Source organism: Armatimonadota bacterium, from assembly GCA_013314775.1.
In the GTDB taxonomy this organism is placed as follows: Bacteria; Armatimonadota; Zipacnadia; order Zipacnadales; family JABUFB01; genus JABUFB01.
Genome location: JABUFB010000018.1, coordinates 83208 through 103938, shown reverse-complemented (window position 1 = coordinate 103938; position 20731 = coordinate 83208). Strand labels below are relative to the sequence as shown.

Genomic DNA, 20731 nt, shown 5'->3' with positions numbered 1-20731 from the left:
GGATGAGTTCGGCGGGGAGGCGTCAGGACGAATCTGCACCGGCCCGGTGCCCCAGGGCGGCAATCCCGGCAGCGGCCACGTAGATGAGGGTCCCGAGCACGAGCACGATGCCAAAGCCGAACAGCTTCGCGAGCACCATGGTGGCCACCGAACCGATCACGGACGTGACGCCATTCAGCCCCCACATCCACGGGACGAGGTCAGGGGACCAGTTGCCGACGATCCGAATCCCGGTGGGAAATGGCATACCCATGACGAAGCCCAGGGGCACCAACATGGCCGTGGTCATCGCGCAACGCAGGCGGATGTCCCAGGCCAGGGTGTTCTCCACCAGTGCAGGCTGAAGGCGGTACAGCACGTAGGATGCCACAGCGACAATCAGCGCCGCGCTGCATGCACGCAGAGCAAGCCCGCGTCCGGCTGCCCAGCGCTGGCTGAACAGGCTGCCCATTCCGCCGCCAAGAAGCAGCGAAAAGAGGATCACCGACAAAGTGAGCACCGGATAGCCCAGGTACAGTGTGAGTTTCTGGGCCAGCACGACCTCCACGAGCATGAACCCCGAACCCAGGAGGCAGAAGTAGAGTGCCGCTCCGCCCAGCTTGCCAATACCCGGGAACTGTGCTGGAGCCACGCTCCGCAGCCAGGCGATCACACAGATGCACAGCGCCAGCACCAGCAGCACCGCAACCCACAGGAAACGCCGGAACTGCGGCGGGACACCCACCGACATATCCACCACGAAGGGGCGGTCATCAGGGCACGCGCCGAACTCCACAGGCTCTGGGCTCGGGTACATCCGGTTCCACAGTGCGATGAAATCCTTGTCCGACAGGACCTTGCCTGTCAGCGACCTGAATGGTTCCGGCTCGAAGGCGCCCGGGAAGTAGATAGGCTCGAGGCCCATGCCCACGCTCTGTTTGGCAAGTTCGGTGGAGCGTGATAGCTCGAAAGGCTGCTTCCCGGCAAGCAGCAGGTACCGGTAAGGACCCACCGCGTGCATGATGTTTGGGGGGACGCTCATCAGGGCGACGTGCCTTAGTGCTGTCGCGCGGTCAATGCCCCGGGTTTCGAGGGCGGCCACCGCCGTAAGCATGGTGCGCAGAAGGATCAGCGGGCTCTGGCAGACGAACCCCACGGCGCCGCGGTCGGTGAGATGCTCGAAGTATTGGTCGAACGCCTCTATGGTGTGGACATAGCTCTCCAGCAACGCGAGGCTGGATGTGGTCGTCGTGGCTGTCTTCGTCAGGGCCATGTAGATGAGATCATACTTGTCCTCGCTCCGGTTCACGAAGCTGCGGCCCTCATCCACACGGATGTCAACGCCCTCGATATCGTAGATATGCCCGTTCATGTCGCCGTACTTGCGCACCAGCCGCGGGATCGAGGGGTTCAGTTCCGCGCCGTCGATCTTCTTCGCGTCCACCGCCATGGACAGGAGCACATCCAGCCCGCCGCCCGGTCCGATGAGCAGCACACTCTCCGGCTTTACCTGGTAGAACGCGTAGAAACCGATGAAACTCGTCAGGCGCGGCAGGATCGCTTGCATGTCCCCGTCAAAGGGGATCATATTTGTTGGCACTTCGCCGTCGGTGTAGATGAACAGATCGTCGGTGCCCTTGTTGGACACCACGTCTGTGCGCGCGAAAGCATTCCATTCGGTGTCCACGATCTTCGCGCCGATGTTCGGGTCGCCCAGTTCCTGAAACAGCGGCTTGGCGTTCCAGTCCGAGGCCAGAGGCATGATGGGGACGTCGATGATCGCACCGCCGCGGTTGGCGATCACCAGCCCGATCACCAGCACGGTCACAACCCCAGGGAACACGGTCCAGGCGGCTCTGCGCTCCTGAACACCGAGGCAGACACAGCCTGCCGTCACAACCGCCCCCCAGACAATCGCCGCGTTGATCCCGCCCAGCATCTGCAGTGCGCCGATGACCAGGAAGCTGCCGAGAGCGGCGCCGATGAGGTCCGCAAAGTACAGCCTGCCCCCCTGACCGCTGTGCCAGGCGAAGGCGTGGCTGAGGAAGGCTCCCGCAGCCAGGAACGGCGGCAGGCAGATGCCGGTGACCACCCAGACCGAAGTAAGGTGTGCGGAGAGTGAGGTGTTGAAGAGCAGATGGATACTGAGCGGAATGAGTACGCCGCAGAGGGTCCCGGAGACAACAAGCAGCAGTGGGGGGGGCATGGAACGCAGGACGGTCCGGCGCACAAGAAAGTCCACGAGGCCACCCATGCCCAGTCCGCACGTGGCCAGCGAGATTGCGAGGAAAACGAAGTGGAAACGCAGAAGTACCGAGAACGCCCGGGTGAGCGCGACCTCGAACCCCAAGACCGCCATGGCCACCGCGAAAACGGAGACCATAAGGGCCCATGACGGCCGAGCCGCCGCTGCTGTGTTCTCAACTTCCGCGCTCAACGTGCTCTCCCGGTCTCGCTCCATCATGATTCCGATGGCTCTTCGCCGCTCCCGGACTCGCCACCTTCGGGCTCGCCAGGCAGCCACTTCGCGCGCTCATCGTCGGTGAGGTTCCGCGTGTTGCGGCACCGGGGATAGCCCGCGCAGCCGAGGAACGGTCCCCTGCGTCCGAAGCGGATGACCATATTCTTCTTCCCGCACTTGTCGCACAGGATATCGGTCTCGACGGCCTGGCGGCGGGGCTTCTTTTCCCCCTCCAGAGGGCGGGTGTAGCGGCATTTCGGGTATCCGCTGCAGCCAACGAAGTCGCCCCGGCGTCCCTGGCGCACCACAAGATCAGCCCCGCACTCGGGGCATTTCTCCCCCAGAGGCTTTGGCTCGTTGCGGGGCAGGATGTCCCCCGTCAGGTCCTTCTTGTACTTACACTTCGGGTAGTTTTCGCACCCGGCGAACTTGCCGTAAAGGGAGTACCGTTCCAGCAGTTTCCCGCCGCACTCGGGGCACCGTTCACCCTCGAGCTCCTTGAGCGGTGCCGACTGGGCCTCTTCCACCTTCTCCTTGAAGGGCTCGTAGAAGGCGCGGAGAAGTTGCGCCCAGTCGGTCTCCCCTTGTTCGATCCCGTCAAGGTCGCTTTCGACCCGCGCTGTGAACTCCACGTCTACGATGTCCGGGAAACGCTCCACCAGGTAGTCGTTGACCGCCAGACCGGTGGCCGTCGCCACGAACTGCCGCGATTGCATGCGCACGTACTTGCGCTGGCGGAGGGTCTCGATGATCTGCGCGTAGGTGCTGGGCCTGCCGACACCGTTCTCCTCCAACGCCCGGACCAGCGTGGCTTCTGTGTACCGGGGCGGCGGCTTCGTGAAGTGCTGGTTGCCGGCCACGTCCAGAAGACGCAGAACCTGTCCGGCGATCAGTTCCGGCAGCGCCTTCTCGTCTTCTTCCTCTTCCGGGTCGCTTTTGAGCACGCTCAGGAACCCAGCGAACTTCAGGACAGAGCCGGTGGCCCGCAACCCGTACGGCCCGGCCTGGATCGCAAGGGTCGTCTGGTCGAACACCGCCGCGGACATCTGGCTGGCGATGAACCGGCGCCAGATCAGGTCATAGAGCTTGAACTGGTCGGGGCTGAGGAACGGACGGACCGACTCGGGGTCCTTGTCCACATAGGTTGGACGGATCGCCTCATGAGCGTCCTGGGCTCCCTTGGCCTGCTTGCCCTTGGCCCCGGGGCCCACGTATGCGTCGCCGTGGCGCTCCCTGATGAGACTGACTGCGGCGGTCCGCGCCTGGTCGGCGATGCGCGTTGAATCCGTGCGCATGTAGGTAATCAGGCCGACGGTTCCCTCGGCCATATCGACGCCCTGGTAGAGCTCCTGGGCGATGAGCATGGTCTTGCGCGCCGAGAAGTACAGCTCGCTGGCGGCCGCGCGCTGGAGAGTGCTGGTGATGAAGGGCGGCTGCGGGTTGCGCCGGCGCTCCTTCTTCTCCACCGAGTCGACCACATACTGCATTTGCCTGAGTTCCTCGACGATAGGCCTGACCTGCTCCTCGGTCTTCAGCTCGAGGTCTTTGCCGTCCTTGGTCTTCAGGTCTGCCGTGAACGGGATTTCCTCTCCCTCGGGGGTGAGTGTTGCCGTGACCGACCAGTACTCCTCCGGGACGAAAGCTGCGATCTCTCGTTCGCGCTCGCAGATGAGCCGCAGCGCCGCGGACTGCACGCGACCGGCGCTCAGGGGTGCAGAACCCCTTGCGCGGCCGGCCACCTTCTCCCATAGCAACGGGCTGAGGAGATACCCCACAAGGCGGTCGAGAATGCGCCGGGCCTGCTGGGCATTGACGCGATCCATGTCGATCTTGCGCGGGTGCTTCAGGGCATCGCGCACTGCGGTCTCTGTGATCTCATTGAACTCGATGCGCTCGGCGTCTCCCAGTCCCAGCGCCTCAGCAAGATGCCAGGCGATGGCCTCCCCTTCGCGGTCCGGGTCGGAGGCGAGGTAGACCCTGTCAACGCCCTTGAGCGCCTTCCTGAGCTGGGCCAGCACTTTTTTCTGCCGGTCATCGGTGGCGTAACGAGGCTCGAACCCGCGCTCGACATCCACAGCCAGTTCGCTCTCAGGTAAGTCGCGAACATGTCCCATCGAGGCGAGCAGCTCGTACTCGTCCCCGAGGAACCGCTTGAGGGTCCGCGTCTTCGTGGGTGATTCAACAATGATTGCAGATTTCGTCACGGCTCAGAGCGCTCCGTCCGATCGGGGGGGTGCCCCGGTTGATATTGAAACTGGTGAAACCGCGGCGTTGCCGGCAAGTGCCGCGTGTCCGACTACGCGCGCACGAAGGTACTGCCGGGCAACCTGCGCGCGAGCCCCTTCATTTCCAGCATCATCAGGCCCGCCGACACCTGTCCCGCCTGAAGCCCAGACCTGGTAACCACGTCGTCCACGTGCCGGGGCTCGTGAGACAGCGTCTCGAGTATGGCCTTCTCGTCTGCCGGGAGATCGTCAGTGGGGATGGGCTTGCGCTCGGGCACCGCCTCCAGGAGAATCCCCAGCCCGGCGACCACATCTTCGGCGAACTCGACCAACTGCGCGCCGTCCTTGATCAGGGCATGACAGCCGCGGCTCTCCGGCCGTGTCACGTCTCCCGGGACGGCGAAAACTTCGCGACCCTGATCTGCTGCCAGTCGGGCAGTGATCAGCGCGCCGCTCTTCTCCGGCGCCTCGACCACGATGACGCCGAGGCTCAAGCCGCTGATGATCCTGTTCCTTGCGGGAAACCGCTCTCGGATCGGTTCGGTTCCCAGCGCAAACTCGGTAACTACCGCGCCCTGGGCAGCGATCTCGGACCGCAACTGGCGATGCTGGCGCGGGTAGGTGATGTCCGGGCCGCTGGCCATGACGGCTATTGTTCTGCCACCTGCCTCCAGCGCGGCAGTATGAGCCTGCGCGTCCACCCCGAGCGCCATGCCGCTGACGATCGTAAAGCCGCGCCTTGCCAGGTCTTCCGACAGCCGCCGGGCCATTGTTAGCCCGTATGCGGAACACCTGCGTGTCCCAACCAGCGCTACGGAAAGCTCGTCACGGCGCTCCAAGCTGCCCTGGACAAAGAGCAGAGGCGGCATGTCAGAAGCTTCGCCCAGGAGTGGCGGATACTCAGGCGAGGTGCACGGAACGGGGGTGACTCCCAGCTCCTCGCAACGCGCGCGTATTGTTGCCGGGTCCACCTTGGCTCGGGCATCCCGCAGACGCGCTATGTGCGCCCCGCGCAGGCCATCAACCTGGGCAAATTCCGCATCCCCGGCTTCGAGCGCACCCCGTGCTGTGCCGAAGGCCTCCAGCAGTGCTCTCTGGCGCATGGGCGACAGGCCGCTGGCATTGAGGACGAGAAATGCGTCCAGTTCGTCGGGGTCGATCCGGACCAATTACGCGCTGCCCCCCGAAATCACATGCGGAAAAAAGACGGCAAGAGGGAGACCCCTCTTGTCGCTCGGTATTATCTGGCTGGGCCCGGGAACCGTGCCTCAGACGCCCTGTTCGCTTTGTTCCGTGTCCGCATCAAGTTCCAGCGGATCCGGAAGAATGATGTCTTCCTCGTCTTCATCATCCACGTCCACAGCCGCCGGAGCCGCTGCGACTGCCGCCGGCCGTTCTGCCTCAATCTGCTCCTGGAGCAGGAGGACCTGAGCCTCGAGTTCCTCGATCATGCGGTCGCGCGCGGCCAGTCGCTGCTTGAGCTCATTGAACTTCTCGATTGCCTTGGCCAGCTTCGCATTGGCCGCACGTGCAGCCGCACGCTGGCTGGCCCACGGCGCCCACGCGGCGACGGCCATTATGACTGCGCCGATCATCGTGCCGACTACGGGCAGGAAGCCGATGGGAACGTCGGGCAACCAATACTGAGGGGTGGCCACATTCCAAACCACCACATCGGTGGTCAGTGCCGAGTTCCACATGAGGAAGGCGGCACAGTAGCAGAATCCTGCAAGCAGCAGGGCTACCATAATGATGGACTTGACCACCGTGAAACCTCCAGAAAAACGCTCTCGTGAGCGCGGTCAGACGTGCTGTGCCGCTACATTCCCGGCAGACCCGGCATTCCAGACATCCCGCCGGGCATTCCAGGCATCCCGCCAGGCATTCCAGGCATCCCGCCAGGCATTCCAGGCATCCCGCCAGGCATTCCAGGCATTCCGCCGGGCATTACGGGCATTCCGCCAGGCATTCCGGGGATGGGTTCAGGCATTCCTCCTGGCATCATGCCAGGCATTCCGGGGATGGGTTCAGGCATTCCACCCGGCATCATGCCCGGCATTCCACCGGGCATCCCACCGCCCGGTGCTCCGAAACCTCCCCGCTGGAACCCACCGGCAGTGGGCGCCGGTGCTGCGGGGAGCTTGCGGTCCACGGTGAATGCGAAGTGGCGGGTAGACTCATTGCCCATCCAGTCGCTTACCGAGACAGCGACAACATAGTCGCCATCCGGCATGTTGCGTGACCGGCTACCGCGGTACTGCTCGCAGATAAGCCAGAGGTAGGCGCCAGCGGCGTCGTATGCCACTTCCCAGCGCACATCCTCATCGCCGCTCACCAGCGACGCGCTGATGGTCTGCGGGTCAATGCCGGAACCAGCGTCATAGGCAACCATGCGGACGTAGACCGGAAGTGCGCCGCGGATCTTGGGTTTTTCGGTCTCCGGCTTGATCTCATCGACTCCGACGTACAGGGCGAGATTCTGCTGGGTGCGCTGCTCGCCGGCGCCCGGGACCTCAATCTCGGCCTCTTCAAGTTCCGGCCCCACTGCGTCGGCCGCTTTCTGGCTGAAGGCGTAGAGCGCGCGGTCGTTCCCGAGGACGTACAGGTTGTCACCGTCAGCGACGGGCGATGCCTGCACCTCATACTCAAACACGAGAGTGGGGGCGACGGCGCGTCCATACTCGTCGTAGTAGTACCCCCCGGCGGCGCCAAAGCCCGATCTGGTGAGCCCGCCCCGGCTGAAGCGAGAAGTCCCGCCCGTGCGGCCTCCGAACCCGCCGAACCCACCCGCGCCCGCCGTAGTCCCTGTTCCCGCCATCGCGGACAGTCGTGCCGCTTCTGTGACCTGAGCCAGTGCCGCCGCCGCCTGGTCCTCTGTCGTTTCCTGCCCGGCCAGTTCGGCCAACTGGTAGTGCCAGAGCGTGGAGCCGTCTTCGATGCTGACTGCGTTGATCTGGCGCGGGCCGGAGCGATAGATCACCGCATCCCCGGCGACCAAGGGCGTGCTTTTCACAGGCTGCTGAAATCCATCCGTGGGTACCGCAGGCTTCTCCGCTCCCTGTCCGTCGCTCTCCTCCGGCGGCAACTGCCAAAGGATGTATTCACTGTTCACATCGTGGTAGGAGATATTCCCGGTGGCCCGGATGTCCAGGGCATACAGCTTGTCCTCGCTGTCGCCGAAGATGATGGCGTTACCGGCAACGGTTGGCGTGCCAACGATATTGCCCTTCGCCTCGAATCGCATCCGCACGTACCCGTTGCGCCCGTGGTCACAGGCGTACAGGTGCTTGCCCGCGGCGGCGAAGACCTTGCTCCGGGTGATAACAGGAGAGACAAGGAGGTCCTTGTTCTCGAGGGTCGTCTGCCAGACGAGCTTGCCGGTGTCCTCACTCAGACCGTACACGCTGCCGTCCAGGGAGGCCACATAGACGCCGCGATTCCAGTATGCGGGGGAGGAGACGATGGGCCCTTTGGTGCGGAAGTCCCAGATCTTTTTCTGGGATGCCATGTCCAGTGCGTATACCCAACCGTCACTGGCGCCGAAGTACACCTTCCCATCATGATAGAGCGGTGAAGACTGCACGCGCGGCGGGATCGCCTGCTCTTCGGGGGACTTCGGGAGCTTCGTGTGCTCGCGGGCGATGTTGAACTCACCCGCAAAACTCCCACTCTTTGCGCCGAGCTCAACAAAGTACACAATGCCGTTGCGGCATCCGAATACCGCGACACCGTCTTTGATCAAAGGGGTGGAATCCACACGGTCCGGCAGAGCGAGGGGCGCATCCCATTTTTTCGCCCCGCTGTCCTTCCAGACAGCATACATGTTATTGCCGACGAAGAAGTAGACCGTATCGTCGTCGTAGGCCGGAGAGGCCACTACGTGCTCGACGTTGTCCGTATTCGGCTCAACCGTGTGTTTCCAGCTGAGAACGAGCGGCACGGTGAGCTGCGCTGGGGAGCCGCCGCTGTGGCTGGGGTCACCCAGGAACATGGAATCGGGCCCGGCCGGCGCGGCGCCGGTCACACGGCTCTGGGCCAGTGCCGGTCCTGTGAGAACGGCGAAGACCGCCAGTGCCAGCAAACCGACTGTAACCCGCATCTAAGATGCCTCCTGGCCATTTGCCTGCAGGTCGGTACGAGGGTGCCGAGATCGGCCCTGCGCCTGCCGGTAGCGCCTGCTCACGATCCGGCTCCCGCGGGCTCACGCTTCTCCTGTACCAGCAGGCGCTGGAGACCGTACTTGGCCGCGATATTGTCCGGATCCTTCGCCAAAGCAATGCGATACTCGGCCGAGGCCTCGTGGAACCGCCCCTGGACTTCGTACACCTGCGCCAACTGGGCGTGTATATTCGCCAGAGTCACCGCGTCGGCCTTGGGAGCGTTCTTCAGAGCCGCTTTCAGCGCTTCCTCCGACGCCGCCCACTGCTCCAGCCCTGCATAGGAAGCGGCCAGCAGGCGGTAAGCGTCGGCGAAATCTGTGCGCAGCTCGAGGGCCTCATTGAGAATCTCGATGGTCTTCTCGTACGCCTTGCGCTCATGCCGCGCGCGGCCGATGAGATACAGCACGTACGGCCGCTGGCTGGTGGTATTCGCAACCGAGGATTTGGGCAGAAGCTCAAGGGCCCGCACATACTCGCCCTCGGCCCGGCCCCAGGATTGGAGCGCGAACAGGGCGTTCCCCAGGTTCAGGTATGAGCGGTAGTCCTTGGGTGCGGTCTCGATGGCAGTGGCGAAGTCGTTGACCGCAGCCACTAGCTTGTTGCGGTAGTACTTCACCAACCCCGACACATTCAGCGCCGTCACGTCGTCTTTATTGATGGCGAGAGCTTTGCGCGCCGCCTGATCAGCTTTGTCAAGTTCGTCCAATCCGAGATAGGCCCGGGAGAGCTCGGACCAGAGCTCTCCGTTCTCCGGTTCGAGGGCGATGGCTTCCTGTTCCAGGAGGTCGCGGGCCTGGGCGTACATGTCAAGCTTCTCAGCCGGGTCGGTGAGGGTCTCGCCGTGGCTGATCCAGGCCTGTGCTTTGTGAAGCATGGCCGGAACATACGTGGGCATGTAAAGGAGCGCCTTGTCGAAGGCCTCGGCGGCCTCCTCAAACGTGTGCGACTCGATGCCGCGTTCCTTGTCGGTCGCGTAGGTACTGGCCTGATAGAGATAGATCTGCCCCAGGCCGTCGAAGATGCGCGCTACCAGCGGATCGGGCTGCGGCGGCGCCTGCATTTCCCGCAGTTTCGCGTCCTTCGGGATGCCCAGCACGTACAGTGCCCGAGCGTAACCGTCCAGTCGGTCCTTTGGATCCTGGGACTGCTGTGTTGCAGTGGTCAGGCCGGCCGTGCCGAAGCCCCCAAATCCCCGGGTTCCCTGGGCCTGCTGCTGGTTGTAGCTCGACGGGGGCGGCAGCTTGTCACCCTCTGCGGCGTACCACTGGAAAATGGCAGAAAGCAGAAGGCCGTCCTGCTCGAAGATCTCTTTGCCGTGCAGGAAGTAGCCCCTTCCGATGCGAGCCCAGGCGTCGGCATCGTCAAGAGAACCTTCGCCCTCCTGCGGCCTCATGGCATGCCGGTAGCTGTTGCGCATGGCGGCCCAGTCCTTCAGGCCGGCGTACGCGTCGCCCAATGCTTTGTTGAGCTCGGGCCACATGTGCAGGTCCAGGGCGAACTCCTGGGCCCGCGCGTACTTCTCGCTGACCTGTTCCAGCGTCTCCCGGTCAGTATCCGTGCGCGGGCGGGCCTTGGCGCCGCGAAGCTCCCATAGTTCCTTACGCAACTGGTCCCAGGCTTCCAGGATGTCGGAAGCCCGCATGGGGTCATCGGGGTCGGTGACCTGATAGTGGATGCGCAAGAGGTGGAAAACCTTGTCCCGCCAGTTCTCCAGGGTCTCGCGCGCGTACTTGAGGGTTTCTATGGCTTCCTGATATTCACCGGTAGCCGTCAGAGCCTGGCCGAGATAATACCGGGCCTCCACATAATACGGCTCTTCGAGGACCACCCGGCGGGTGAGAGCAATTGTGTCCTGGTACTCCCCGGCGGCGTAGGCAACACGGGCCAAGGCGACATGCACGGCGTTGCGGTCCTTGAGGTTCTTGAGGGAGAGTTCCTGCCTGTAGTACTCCTTGGCCTTCGCCAGCTTCCCCTGTGCCTCGTAGATGCGGCCCAGATGCAGGGCCGTCCCGGGTCGCGACGGGGCAATGGCCGCGGCCTTCTCCAGAGCCTCAATGGCCCCGGAGTAGTCGCGTTCACCCGTGTCGCCAGGCCCTGCGAGGTTCAGGTGAACGTATTGGAATCTGGCCAGACCCAAGTAATACCAGGCTGCCTCCCAGTCGGGGTGGGCTTCGACGACTGCGGAAAGGTCGTCGATCGCCCGGTCGTACTCACCCCGCTGATAGGCTTCGATGCCTGCCACGAAACTATCTGCGTCGTCCTGAGCAATCGCCGAAGGGCCCGGCAGCAGAACGTACAGAGCCGCCGTGGCCACGACAACGAGGCGCCAAGTCCCCGTCATCGGACAGCTCCCCTTTGAATACTCAACTGGAATCGCCGGGCGCAGGCATTGTATAGCAAACCAGAATCCCCTGTCAACGCGAGGCGGGCACCCGAACGCCGCCCCGCGTGTCGCTGAGGATGGCTCTGCAGGCGGCTTTCCAAGACAGAACGTCGCGGTAGCCGCCAGGGTTCTATCTGTGTCAGATCTTGCCCACCGGCACGTCGCGTTCACCCGTGTCCGCCGCCTTCTGCGCTGTGAGTGCTGCCAGCGTGGAACGCAGGCACTCCTCGCGATCCAGGAAGGCCGGCTCGCCGAACTCCACCTGCCGTGCGAAATCTTCAAATGGGTCCAGCGGCGGCAGGTCATCCACGGGCACTTCCAGGCGAGGCTCGCCCGCTCGTTCCACTATCAGGCCTCTGCCGGATTCATATTCAAGCGTGCCCTGGCTGCCCCACAGGAAGAAGCGCCAGGGCGCATGATGTCCGGCGGGCACCAGGTATGAAGCATCCCCGAATACACTCGCGCCACCCTCAAGCTCCATCCAGCACTGGGCGCTCTGCTGGAAGAAACCGGGCGCGGGCGAATCCGGCACCGCCGACGCGCGGGCGGCAATAACCCGCTCGAACTCCCGGCCTGTGATCCACCGGAACATGTCGATGCCGTGGATCATGATGTCGTTGATCGTTCCACCGTGCTTGCCTGGCTCGAAGTACCACCCCGGGCGGGTACCCCAGCTCAGCGGGTGCTGGCCGAACACCGTTGCCGAGGCCAACTCGCCGATGACGCCCTCGGACATGATCCTTTTGACAGTACGAGAGGCCGCAGAGTAGCGCATGGTGAGGTCAACTTGCACAACAAGACCCTTGTCCCGGGATAGCTGGGCGATCTGCCGCAGCTCCTCTTCCCGGATGCACAGAGGCTTGTCAGTGATACAGTGCTTCCCGGCCTGCAGGGCCTTGATCACGGTTGGCCCGCGTTTGGCGTAATAGTCGACGCAGGCCAGGGCGTCGAAGTCCACACTGTCCAGGACCTCATCGAAGCTCTCGTGGGTGAGTTCCACCCCAAGCTCCCGGGGGATAGCCTCCCGGGCAGCTGGGTCTTCTTCCACGCACGCGACGATATCCACAAAGTCCAGTTCCCGCGCCTTTGCGTAAATGGAGCCCACGTGTCCGTGGCGGAAGCCGACGATCGCGAGTTTCATGGCATCTACTCTCCTGCGGTCTCGGCCACGGCTGGTCCCGCTTCATCCCCGAAGGCCTGTGCGATGCGATCAGCGGGCAACTGCGGCGAGACCAGGCTGACCACCGGCGTGGCGACCAGGGAGACGACGATGGCCACGGCCGCCGCCACCGGCGAGTTCGCTGCGCCCCACGCGAAATACAAAGCCACAGCTGCGCCAAGCCCGCACAAGAAGCCGGCGGCCGCGCCGGCGGCAGTTATCCTTCGGCAGTACAGACCCCAGACATACGGGCCTATGAAAGCGCCCGCCAGTGCTCCCCAGGACATGGACATGAGGGTGACGATGCCCGCGGGCTTTGTGGCAGCGATGATGACTGAAAGTGCGATGAAAGTCCCGCAAAGCACGCGCAGCAAGGTGAGCCCCTGTCTGCTGCTCTTGTCGCGACGATTGCGGGCTCCAGCAAGGTCCACCGCAATTGCGGCGCTGGATACCAGAACCAGCGACGCCAGGGTGGACATCGATGCGGCAAGCACCACCAGCAGGATGATGACCGAGAACCAGCCGGGCGTGTGCTCCGTGAGCATCTGGGGCACGATCTTGTCGAAATCGGGGCCATTCGGTCCCTGGGGCAGGTCCGGCCCGGTGAAGAAATGGTGGGACAGCGCCCCGCAGTAGTACGCACCGAAGGCGATGAGCGTCGAGAAAACCGTGGCGACCAGCATCCCGCGCTTCACCACATCGCGGCTCTTGATGGAGTAGAACTTCTGCACCATCTGAGGCAGGCCGAAGGGACCTACGCTGGTCATGAACACCAGGCTTGCAAGCATCAGCCATCCGGGAAACAGAGCATCGGGCCTGGGGGCCAGACCGGGAGCGGCGTCCGGGCCGGCCACATCCACTGCGGCGCCGATGACACCTTTGCCCGTGGCCCCTGCGAGAAGCAGGATCATCAGAATGACCCCGAAGACCTGCAACAAGCCCTGGATGAAGTCAGTGGTGGTGACCGCGAAGTATCCGCCCATCACCAGGTAAACGCCAGTCAGCGCCGCCATGAAGATGACCGCCTGCAGGTAGTCGATCCCCAGGTTCACCTCGAACAGGTGAGCCAGCCCCGTGTACACAGAGGCGCTATAAGGCACGAGAAAGATGAAGATGACCAGGGCGCTCAGAGCCTTGAGCCAGCCGAGGCCATAGCGCGCCGCCAGGAACTCGGGCATGGTAATGGCGTCGAGACGTTCGGTCATTTCGCGGGTCGGGATTGCCAGCATCTTCCATGCTAACCACGTACCAATGACTGCGTTGCCGAGGGCAATCCAGAGAACATTGAGGCCGAAGCCCCATCCGAGCTTGCCGGCGAAACCCACAAACAGGACTGCGGAGAAATACGTGGTCCCGTACGCCATGGCCGAAATCCACGGACCGATGGTGCGCCCCCCGATGAAGAAGTCCCCCACGTTCTGGGTACGACGCATGGACCAGTAGCCGATCATAATCATTGCAGCGATATACAGGACAACGACGACCGCTTTTGCGACGAGTTCCACGGATAGGCTCCCTTCCCGCCATGGTTACGGCTGCCGTGCGTCGATCTTCAGACCGAACTGCTCTGCGAGGGCCTGCCGCCCCGGACTGGGCGGCAGCAGTGCAAGAGCTCGGGCAACGCACTGAGCTCCTTTCTCCTCTTGGCCCGTCAGGGCCTGCGCGACTCCCCACGCAAGGGCCACTTCCGGTTCGCCCGGAAGCTCCTCAGCGGCGGCGCGCAGTACGGGAACAGCGGCGCTGGGGTCTGCGCCGCTTTTCAGCAGAACGATCCCCAGGCCCAGGTTGGCAATTCCCCGCACGTCCTCATAGCTGAGCGCCACCCGGAAAGCTTCTTCCGCCTGTTTCCATTTCTCCTGCTCGCCGTAGATCCGCCCCAGCCAGGTGTAGGCCTCCCCCGAAGGGCTGCGCTGCATCAGCTCTTCCGCGGCCTGCAGCGCTTCGGGCCACTTTTTCTCATGTACGAGAAAGCCCACCATGGTCTGCAGGCTCGCCGAGTCTTGGGGGTCGGCATCTGCGGCTTCCCGAAAACGCTGGTACATGGCCTTACGGTTATCCATCATGAACTCGGCGATCCCCGCGAACAGGAGCACCCGCGCCTTGAGTTCGGGCGCAGCCTGCACGAGCTGCATGTATTCGTCCCGGCAGGAAGTGAGCAGGCGCTTCTGTGTCTCGTCCAGAGTGGGCCAGATCGGGTCGGAAATCCCTTTCACCATCTGGGCCGCGAAGAACGGCGCGAGCTTGCAGGAGACGGCATGCTGGCGAAGGCGCGGATAGTGCGGCGCGAGATTTGCCGCGCGCAGAAGAAGCTCACTCACTTCCTCGAACTCCGCGATGCGTTTGAGGCCGGAGAGCGGGTCGTCACGCAGGGCGATAAGCAGGGGCAGCCACTTGGACAGGAAGAGCGCCACGTGGGCCAGCGGCTCAGTGGGGGCAAGCTCGACGGCCCGAAGACCCTCGCTCTCTGCCGCCGCGAAATGGCTTTCCATCAGCCACCGAAGGCCGGCGTCATGCGCGTGGACACCGTTCTTGGCGTGCAGATACGAAGCCAGTTCGTGGGCCTGCCAGAGCTTGTCGTCATAGACGAACGCTTCCTCAATGTGGGCCGCCGCGTCCTCATCCTCGCCAAGCGCGATAAGCACCTCGGCCAGCTGGTGGTGGGCCTTTGCGTTCTTCGGGTCCTTCTCCAGGAGCTTCATGTAGCCGTCGGTAGCCACTCGGTAATGCACCACCGCCAGTTCATACTGTCCGGTCCACAGGAGCAGCCGGGCAAGCTCCAGGTGCATCTCTGGCGAATCCTCAGTCTCGAGTCGTTTGTTCAGGGCCTCGATGTCTGCTTGCGGATCCTTGCTCGGAGGAATGCGCAGGTCTCGGATCGGAAAGCTCACATCCAGGTCCAGGCTGATGGCGGGAAAGTGAAGCTCACGGATGAGCACCGCCGAATCCAGCGCTGCACATGGAATGACCGAAAGCAGGCCGATCAGTGCAAACAGCGCCCCGATGGCGGCCTGTGCCGGGCCAGCGGCATTCTGATACCCGTCTCTATATCCTGCGGCCAATCTCGGCACCTTCCCAGATTGCATCATGGAGCGTCCTCGGCTGGAGCGCGTCCCCGATGATGTGCACGGGCGCGCCCCCTTCAGTCCCCAGTCCGGGCCACGGGTCCGCAGCGGCCCGTCCCAGCGCACACACGATCCCTGCCGGTGGGAACTCGCGGCGCTCCTCGCCACGCACCAGCGCCGTCACCACGCTGCCCAGCACCTTCTGCACACGATGCCCGGTGAGCAGGTGTATCCTTGCCTTTTCGACTCGCTTCAGCAGGAAATGGCGTACCCCTGGAGGGACGCCCATCCCGACCTGATCGTTCTGCTCGAACAGCAAGACCTCATGGCCGTTGCGGGCCAGCTCCAGGGCCGACACGAGCCCCACCCGGTCACCACCCAGCACGGCGACCAGTTCCGGCAGGTCCATCTCCGGATCCTGCAAGAACCCGATAGCCTGGACGAAATCGCCATCGTAGCCCTCGGGCAGGACCTCACCCGGGTCAAGCGGTCTCGAACCCGTGGCGATGATCAGCTCCTCCGGCGCGAATTCGGCAACGGACTGGGCATCCGCTTTCTGCTGCCAGCACACTTCGACGCCCGATTCGTCAATCTGGCCTGCAAGACAGTCCAGGTACTCGTCGAGCACATGGCTCTTGTCGGGCCAGGCCAGGGCTGCAATGCGGCCGCCCAGGATGGGCCCGCGCTCCCACAGGGTCACTTTGTGCCCTCGTCGCGCCGCAGTGACGGCAGCGGAGATCCCTGCCGGGCCACCGCCCACGACCAGGACCTTTTTCGTCTTCGCGGGTACCGGGCCATCAGGCCAGTCCGGCCAGTCCACCTCGTGCGCGGTCAGCGGATTTGTGACGCATTCCGTGAACCCTTCCGGGCTGTGCCGGCGCTCCATGCAGGCCTGATTGCACAGGATGCAGGGGATGATCCGGTCCGCCCGGCCCTCCTGCGCTTTGCGAACCCAGTTCGCATCCGCCAGCAATTGCCGGCCCAGCGCCACAAGGTCGCAGCGGCCATGGGCGATGGCCTCCTCAGCAAAAGCCGGGTGGCGGATATTCCCCACACCGATCACCGGTACCTGCACGGTCCGGCAGATCGCCTCCGACAGGTGCAGCAAGTGGCCTTCGGGCAGCATCCATGGCGCGGACGCGTAGTAAGAAGTCTCCCCCACGCATGCCGACACATGCATGGCGCAGTAGCCGTATTCCTCCAGCAGCCGGGCTACCCGCAGAGCCTCGTCCAGCTTCATACCGCCTTCGAGGAACTCATCGGCCGATATGCGGCACCAGACCGGGTAGTCCTTGCCGCAGCGCCGCCGGATCTCCTGCATCACCTCGAGCGCGAACCGGGTGCGCTTCACCGTGTCGCCGCCGTAGGCATCGGTGCGCTGGTTCAGGAAGGGCGACAGGAAGGAGCAGCCGAGGTAGCCGTGGGCCATGTGGACTTCGACCCCGTCATACCCCGCCTTTTTCGCTCGCAGCGCAGCCTCGCCGAAGGCCTGGGTCGTGGCGCGGATCTCTTTCGCCGTCATCTCCCGGGGCATGCGCCGGTCCCGTCCGGCAACCACCGCCGAGGGGGAGATGCACTGCCCGCCGATGGTGTCGGGGTCGGCCTGCCTGCCCCCGTGCTGGATCTGAAGCGCGATCCTTCCGCCGGCCTCGTGGACGGCATCCACAAGACGCCTGTGGCCGGCGATGTGGGAATCATCCAGGATCGCCAACATTCGCGGGCCAGTCAGCCCGGACTGCTGCACCGCGGTGTGCTCGACGATACTCAGCCCTACGCCGCCTTTCGCGCGGGCAACATGATACGCAATGAGCCGGTCAGTGACCTTGTGGTCCTCGTCGGCATAGTTCGTCGCCATGGGTGCGAGAACCACCCGGTTGGGCAGTTCAAGGCTGCCCAGGCGGATCGGGGAAAACAGGTGGGGGTATTTGTTCATCGCAGTCACCCTGCAGGGGCGGAAGCCCTGTCCTGGATGGCATGTGCGCCGGTGGCGGGAGAACAATCGCATGTTTGCGGCAGGAATGCAAGTGCTTGAGCGCATGGGGCAAGCGCCGCCTGGCTGGTGCGCAGGTGAAATGGCCTCCAGGGGGGAATTCTGGTATACTACGGCGAGAATCCAGGCCGGCAAGAGAATCCTTTGCACAAGCGGGAGGGTACCATGGCTAAGAAGATTAAGGCCGCTGTCATTGGCGCAGGGATCGGCAAGTATCACATCGAGGGGTACCAGGCCAGCGGAAAGGCCGACGTGGTTGCCTTGTCTGACGTGAATCCGGTCGCACTCGCGGAAGTCAGCTCCAGGTATGGCATCCCGGGCGCGTACACGGATTTCAAGGAGATGCTCAAAGACGATGCCATCGACTGTGTGAGCGTCTGCGTCCCCAACGCCCTGCACGCGCCGCTTGTGACCGAGTGTCTCAAGGCCGGCAAGCATGTCCTGTGCGAAAAGCCCCTGGCCCGTGACGCGAAAGAGGGCCAGAAGATGGTGGATGCGGCCCAGGCCGCAGGCAAGAAGTTCATGATCCAGTTCAACAACAGGTACCGGCCCGAAGCAATGCTGCTCAAGCAATACGCAGACGCCGGCGAAATGGGCAATCTATACTTCGCTCGCTGCGGCTGGATCCGGCGCAATGGCATCCCCGGCTGGGGCGGCTGGTTCACCAGCAAGGAGATGGCCGGCGGCGGCCCGCTCATCGACCTGGCCGTGCACATGCTGGACCTCACCATGTGGCTCATGGGCAACCCGGAGCCTGATACCGTGCTCGCCTCCACCTACTCGGTTTTCGGTCCGAAGATGGAAGCTCTGGGCCCCTGGGGCACGCCCAATAAGAAGGGCAAGTTCGACGTGGAAGACATGGCTGTGGCCATGATCAAGTTCAAGGGCGGCCAGACCATCGCCCTCGAAGCCTCTTGGGCCTCGCGCTGCAAACGGGAATGGGTCTACTCCACACTCATGGGCGACAAGGCCGGCGCCAGTCTGGAGCGCGTCTTCGGCTTCGACGGCGACGATGATACCGCCATCGACACCCTGGAACTGTTCACCCAGGAGCACGGGGCGCCGGTGAACCGCAACCTCATCGTGGAGCCCGACCCCGCGATGGGTCGGCACACCGCGGTCAAGCATTTCGTGGACTGCCTGCTGGATGACTCGGTGGAGATGATCTCGCCTGCCACCGATGGCCTGCGGATCATGAAAATCCTGGACGCGGCGTACAAGTCCGCCGAGACCGGCAAGGCCGTCACGATCAAGTAGGCCGGCGGAAGGAATGTTTTCGGGGCAGCCGCGAAACGGCTGCCCCGGTTCAGCCGTTGTGCTGCCCGGCGGGCTCACGCCTCGGTTCGCAGCTCTTGACGAAGACAATGCGGGGAGACGAAAGCCATGCGACAACTGGCGCTGATCGGGCTCGTGGCAGCGGCGGTGACCCTCACCGGATGCGGGGGCAGCGACGACAAGATCTTTACCATCAATCTCACCGGCGCTGACATCTACGCCCTGACCATCGATACCGGTCAGGTTACGCGGCTTACCGACAACGCCGCTGAAGACTACGGAGCGGCGTTCTCGCCGGATGACACGAAGATCGCGTTCACGTCCAACCGCGACGGGAACACCCACATCTACGTGATGGACGCGAATGGAGAGAACGAGACCCGCGTGGGCACAGACCCGGCCAATGACTGGGAGCCGACCTGGTCGCCCGACGGCACCCGCATCGCTTTCGTATCCGACAGGGACGGCAATCCCGAACTGTACGTGATGAATGCCGACGGCACCGGGGTCCAGCGGCTCACCGACAATGCCGCGAAGGACTGGGAGCCCTCCTGGGAGCCCGGCGGAAAGACCCTCCTGTTTAGCAGCAACCGCGACGGGGACTTCGACATCTACGCTCTGGAGGTGCCCGATCCACCAGCAGCCGAGACCGCGCAGGATCAGGTCGAGACGCCCACATACCCGGCAGTGACCGCGCTGACCAATGACGACGAGAACAATACCCACCCCGCATGGTCGGGAGATGCCGATTCCATTGTCTACTTCAACAGCGTGAACGGCGGGACCATGTGGTTCATGTCTTCCACCGGCGGCTCAAAGCGACAGGCTTCGGCCAACGCCTGGCCGCACAGCGGATTCACATGGTCGGATAATGACCAGGTCGCCTATGCCCGGGAGACCGGCACCAGTAACCCCGTTATCTGGCTCATGACCCCCAAAGGCAATAGCAGGCTGGACGCTCTGAAACCCACCAAGACCCAGGCGGACGGGTACCCGGGCTGGTCCAGTGATGCGGAGACGTTGCTGTTCACACGCTGGACCCGCACCGAGACGCCCTACTGATCGCTTCCGGGATCGTCGATATCGCGGCGTGCTCCGGCCCAGGGACGCCGACTGTCTGAGAGTTCACGTCCCTGCTGCCACGCGGCGAGAAGCTCCGGCAGGTCGTTCCCGCCATCGTCCAACCCGACCGCATCCGCCTCCGCGAGGAACACCTCATGCCCGCTTTCCGGCGGGCATCTGCGTATCACCGCCAGGCAGGTATGCGCGGTGATCCCGGAATGCCTGAATGCCGATCGTGGAAGGCCGATCACCCCCTCCACCGTGAAGCGCTCCAGGAGCCAGTCCCGCACGAAACGCCAGCGCGCATTAGCAAACAGGCCAACGGGCAGGACCACCGCAACGAGCCCTCCCGGCGTGCAGAGCTGAAGAAAGCGCTCGAGAAACAGCACTTCCACCGGCATGCGGCGGCAGTCTTCGGGGGTCGAGATCAGCCTGCCCCAGCGCAGCGCCGGCAGCTGGTAGCGGTCGGCAATTTCCCGGAGGGCCCGGGCATTCGCCTGCTTCAGCCCCTCCCCGGCATACGGTGGATTCCCCACTACCCAGTCGAAGCCACCGTCCATTGCTTCCGTGGGCCCAAGCAATCCATCAGCACAGTGAAGCCGCGGCCCCGGATGTTTCAGCAGCCCGGAATCCTCCCATGAATCCGCTATCGCCGGGTCCCGATCAACTCCCCAGACGTTCGCGGGCAGCGCCAGGCCTCGTTCCAGCACTCTTCGCAGGAAGGCGCCCTCGCCGCAAGCAGGGTCGATTACCCGACGATCCCCCCTGCAGTGACCCGCAGACAGCCATTGGAGGGCATCCAGGGCGAAATCGACCACAGTCGGCGGGGTGAAGTACTGCCCCAGGCTCTTTCGGTGCTCGTGGTTCATGCCGCCGGGTTCGCCGTCAGCGTGGGCGCATCCTGCTCTTCACTCGGTTACGCTTGACTCTCGGCGCGAGGTGCCGCTATCCTTGCCCTCAAGAGGCAGGTGAGAC

The 20731-nt window shown here is 63.8% G+C and carries 13 protein-coding genes; 2 read left to right on the top strand and 11 right to left on the bottom strand.

From position 1 onward, the window contains the following. Positions 1 to 22 precede the first annotated feature (22 nt). The 10 genes from HPY44_20560 to HPY44_20515 all read right to left on the bottom strand — a co-directional run bounded on the left by HPY44_20560 (position 23) and on the right by HPY44_20515 (position 17362). Positions 23 to 2443, bottom strand: a complete 2421-nt coding sequence (locus HPY44_20560) for a hypothetical protein (protein NSW58408.1) — start codon at positions 2441 to 2443, stop codon at positions 23 to 25. After that, complete coding sequence (topA, locus tag HPY44_20555) at positions 2440 to 4644, bottom strand: type I DNA topoisomerase (GenBank protein NSW58407.1); 2205 nt, start codon at positions 4642 to 4644, stop codon at positions 2440 to 2442. Before topA ends, HPY44_20560 begins: the two co-directional genes overlap by 4 nt. A 92-nt stretch (positions 4645 to 4736) precedes the next feature. Beyond that, complete coding sequence (gene dprA, locus HPY44_20550) at positions 4737 to 5834, bottom strand: DNA-protecting protein DprA (GenBank protein NSW58406.1); 1098 nt, start codon at positions 5832 to 5834, stop codon at positions 4737 to 4739. Positions 5835 to 5933: 99 nt separating this feature from the next. Then, positions 5934 to 6431 (bottom strand): hypothetical protein, encoded by a 498-nt coding sequence (locus tag HPY44_20545; GenBank protein ID NSW58405.1) that lies wholly within the window; start codon positions 6429 to 6431, stop codon positions 5934 to 5936. Positions 6432 to 6484: 53 nt separating this feature from the next. Further along, positions 6485 to 8764, bottom strand: a complete 2280-nt coding sequence (locus HPY44_20540) for a PQQ-binding-like beta-propeller repeat protein (GenBank protein ID NSW58404.1) — start codon at positions 8762 to 8764, stop codon at positions 6485 to 6487. Positions 8765 to 8844: 80 nt separating this feature from the next. Further along, positions 8845 to 11166, bottom strand: coding sequence for a tetratricopeptide repeat protein (locus tag HPY44_20535; GenBank protein ID NSW58403.1), 2322 nt, complete (start codon positions 11164 to 11166; stop codon positions 8845 to 8847). A gap of 181 nt (positions 11167 to 11347) precedes the next feature. Continuing rightward, the gene (locus HPY44_20530; GenBank protein ID NSW58402.1) at positions 11348 to 12349 is read right to left on the bottom strand and encodes a Gfo/Idh/MocA family oxidoreductase; all 1002 of its coding nucleotides are present in this window, start codon (positions 12347 to 12349) and stop codon (positions 11348 to 11350) included. Positions 12350 to 12354: 5 nt separating this feature from the next. Beyond that, positions 12355 to 13824 (bottom strand): hypothetical protein, encoded by a 1470-nt coding sequence (locus tag HPY44_20525; protein NSW58401.1) that lies wholly within the window; start codon positions 13822 to 13824, stop codon positions 12355 to 12357. A gap of 72 nt (positions 13825 to 13896) precedes the next feature. Beyond that, positions 13897 to 15426, bottom strand: coding sequence for a tetratricopeptide repeat protein (locus HPY44_20520; protein NSW58400.1), 1530 nt, complete (start codon positions 15424 to 15426; stop codon positions 13897 to 13899). After that, the gene (locus tag HPY44_20515) at positions 15410 to 17362 is read right to left on the bottom strand and encodes an FAD-dependent oxidoreductase (GenBank protein NSW58399.1); all 1953 of its coding nucleotides are present in this window, start codon (positions 17360 to 17362) and stop codon (positions 15410 to 15412) included. The genes HPY44_20520 and HPY44_20515 overlap by 17 nt, the downstream gene beginning before the upstream one ends. 222 nt (positions 17363 to 17584) lie before the next feature. On the opposite strand from HPY44_20515, the gene HPY44_20510 reads away from it, so the two are divergent. Beyond that, a complete protein-coding gene (locus HPY44_20510; protein NSW58398.1) occupies positions 17585 to 18676 on the top strand; it encodes a Gfo/Idh/MocA family oxidoreductase in 1092 nt (363 codons plus the stop codon). Positions 18677 to 18802: 126 nt separating this feature from the next. Next, on the top strand, positions 18803 to 19756 hold the full coding sequence (locus tag HPY44_20505) for a PD40 domain-containing protein (protein ID NSW58397.1): 954 nt from the start codon (positions 18803 to 18805) through the stop codon (positions 19754 to 19756). Here the strand turns inward: HPY44_20505 and HPY44_20500 are convergent. Beyond that, positions 19750 to 20625, bottom strand: coding sequence for an N-6 DNA methylase (locus HPY44_20500; GenBank protein ID NSW58396.1), 876 nt, complete (start codon positions 20623 to 20625; stop codon positions 19750 to 19752). The two genes, HPY44_20505 and HPY44_20500, sit on opposite strands and share 7 nt — an antisense overlap. Positions 20626 to 20731 lie beyond the last annotated feature (106 nt).

Bases quoted from the DNA above. Each gene is read 5' to 3' on its own strand.
- HPY44_20560 (NSW58408.1), bottom strand. From the start codon at position 2,443: ATGATGGAGCGAGACCGGGAGAGCACGTTGAGCGCGGAAGTTGAGAAC.
- HPY44_20540 (NSW58404.1), bottom strand. From the start codon at position 8,764: ATGCGGGTTACAGTCGGTTTGCTGGCACTGGCGGTCTTCGCCGTTCTC.
- HPY44_20535 (NSW58403.1), bottom strand. From the start codon at position 11,166: ATGACGGGGACTTGGCGCCTCGTTGTCGTGGCCACGGCGGCTCTGTAC.
- HPY44_20530 (NSW58402.1), bottom strand. From the start codon at position 12,349: ATGAAACTCGCGATCGTCGGCTTCCGCCACGGACACGTGGGCTCCATT.
- HPY44_20525 (NSW58401.1), bottom strand. From the start codon at position 13,824: ATGATTATGATCGGCTACTGGTCCATGCGTCGTACCCAGAACGTGGGG.
- HPY44_20515 (NSW58399.1), bottom strand. From the start codon at position 17,362: ATGAACAAATACCCCCACCTGTTTTCCCCGATCCGCCTGGGCAGCCTT.
- HPY44_20510 (NSW58398.1), top strand. From the start codon at position 17,585: ATGGCTAAGAAGATTAAGGCCGCTGTCATTGGCGCAGGGATCGGCAAG.
- HPY44_20505 (NSW58397.1), top strand. From the start codon at position 18,803: ATGCGACAACTGGCGCTGATCGGGCTCGTGGCAGCGGCGGTGACCCTC.
- HPY44_20500 (NSW58396.1), bottom strand. From the start codon at position 20,625: ATGAACCACGAGCACCGAAAGAGCCTGGGGCAGTACTTCACCCCGCCG.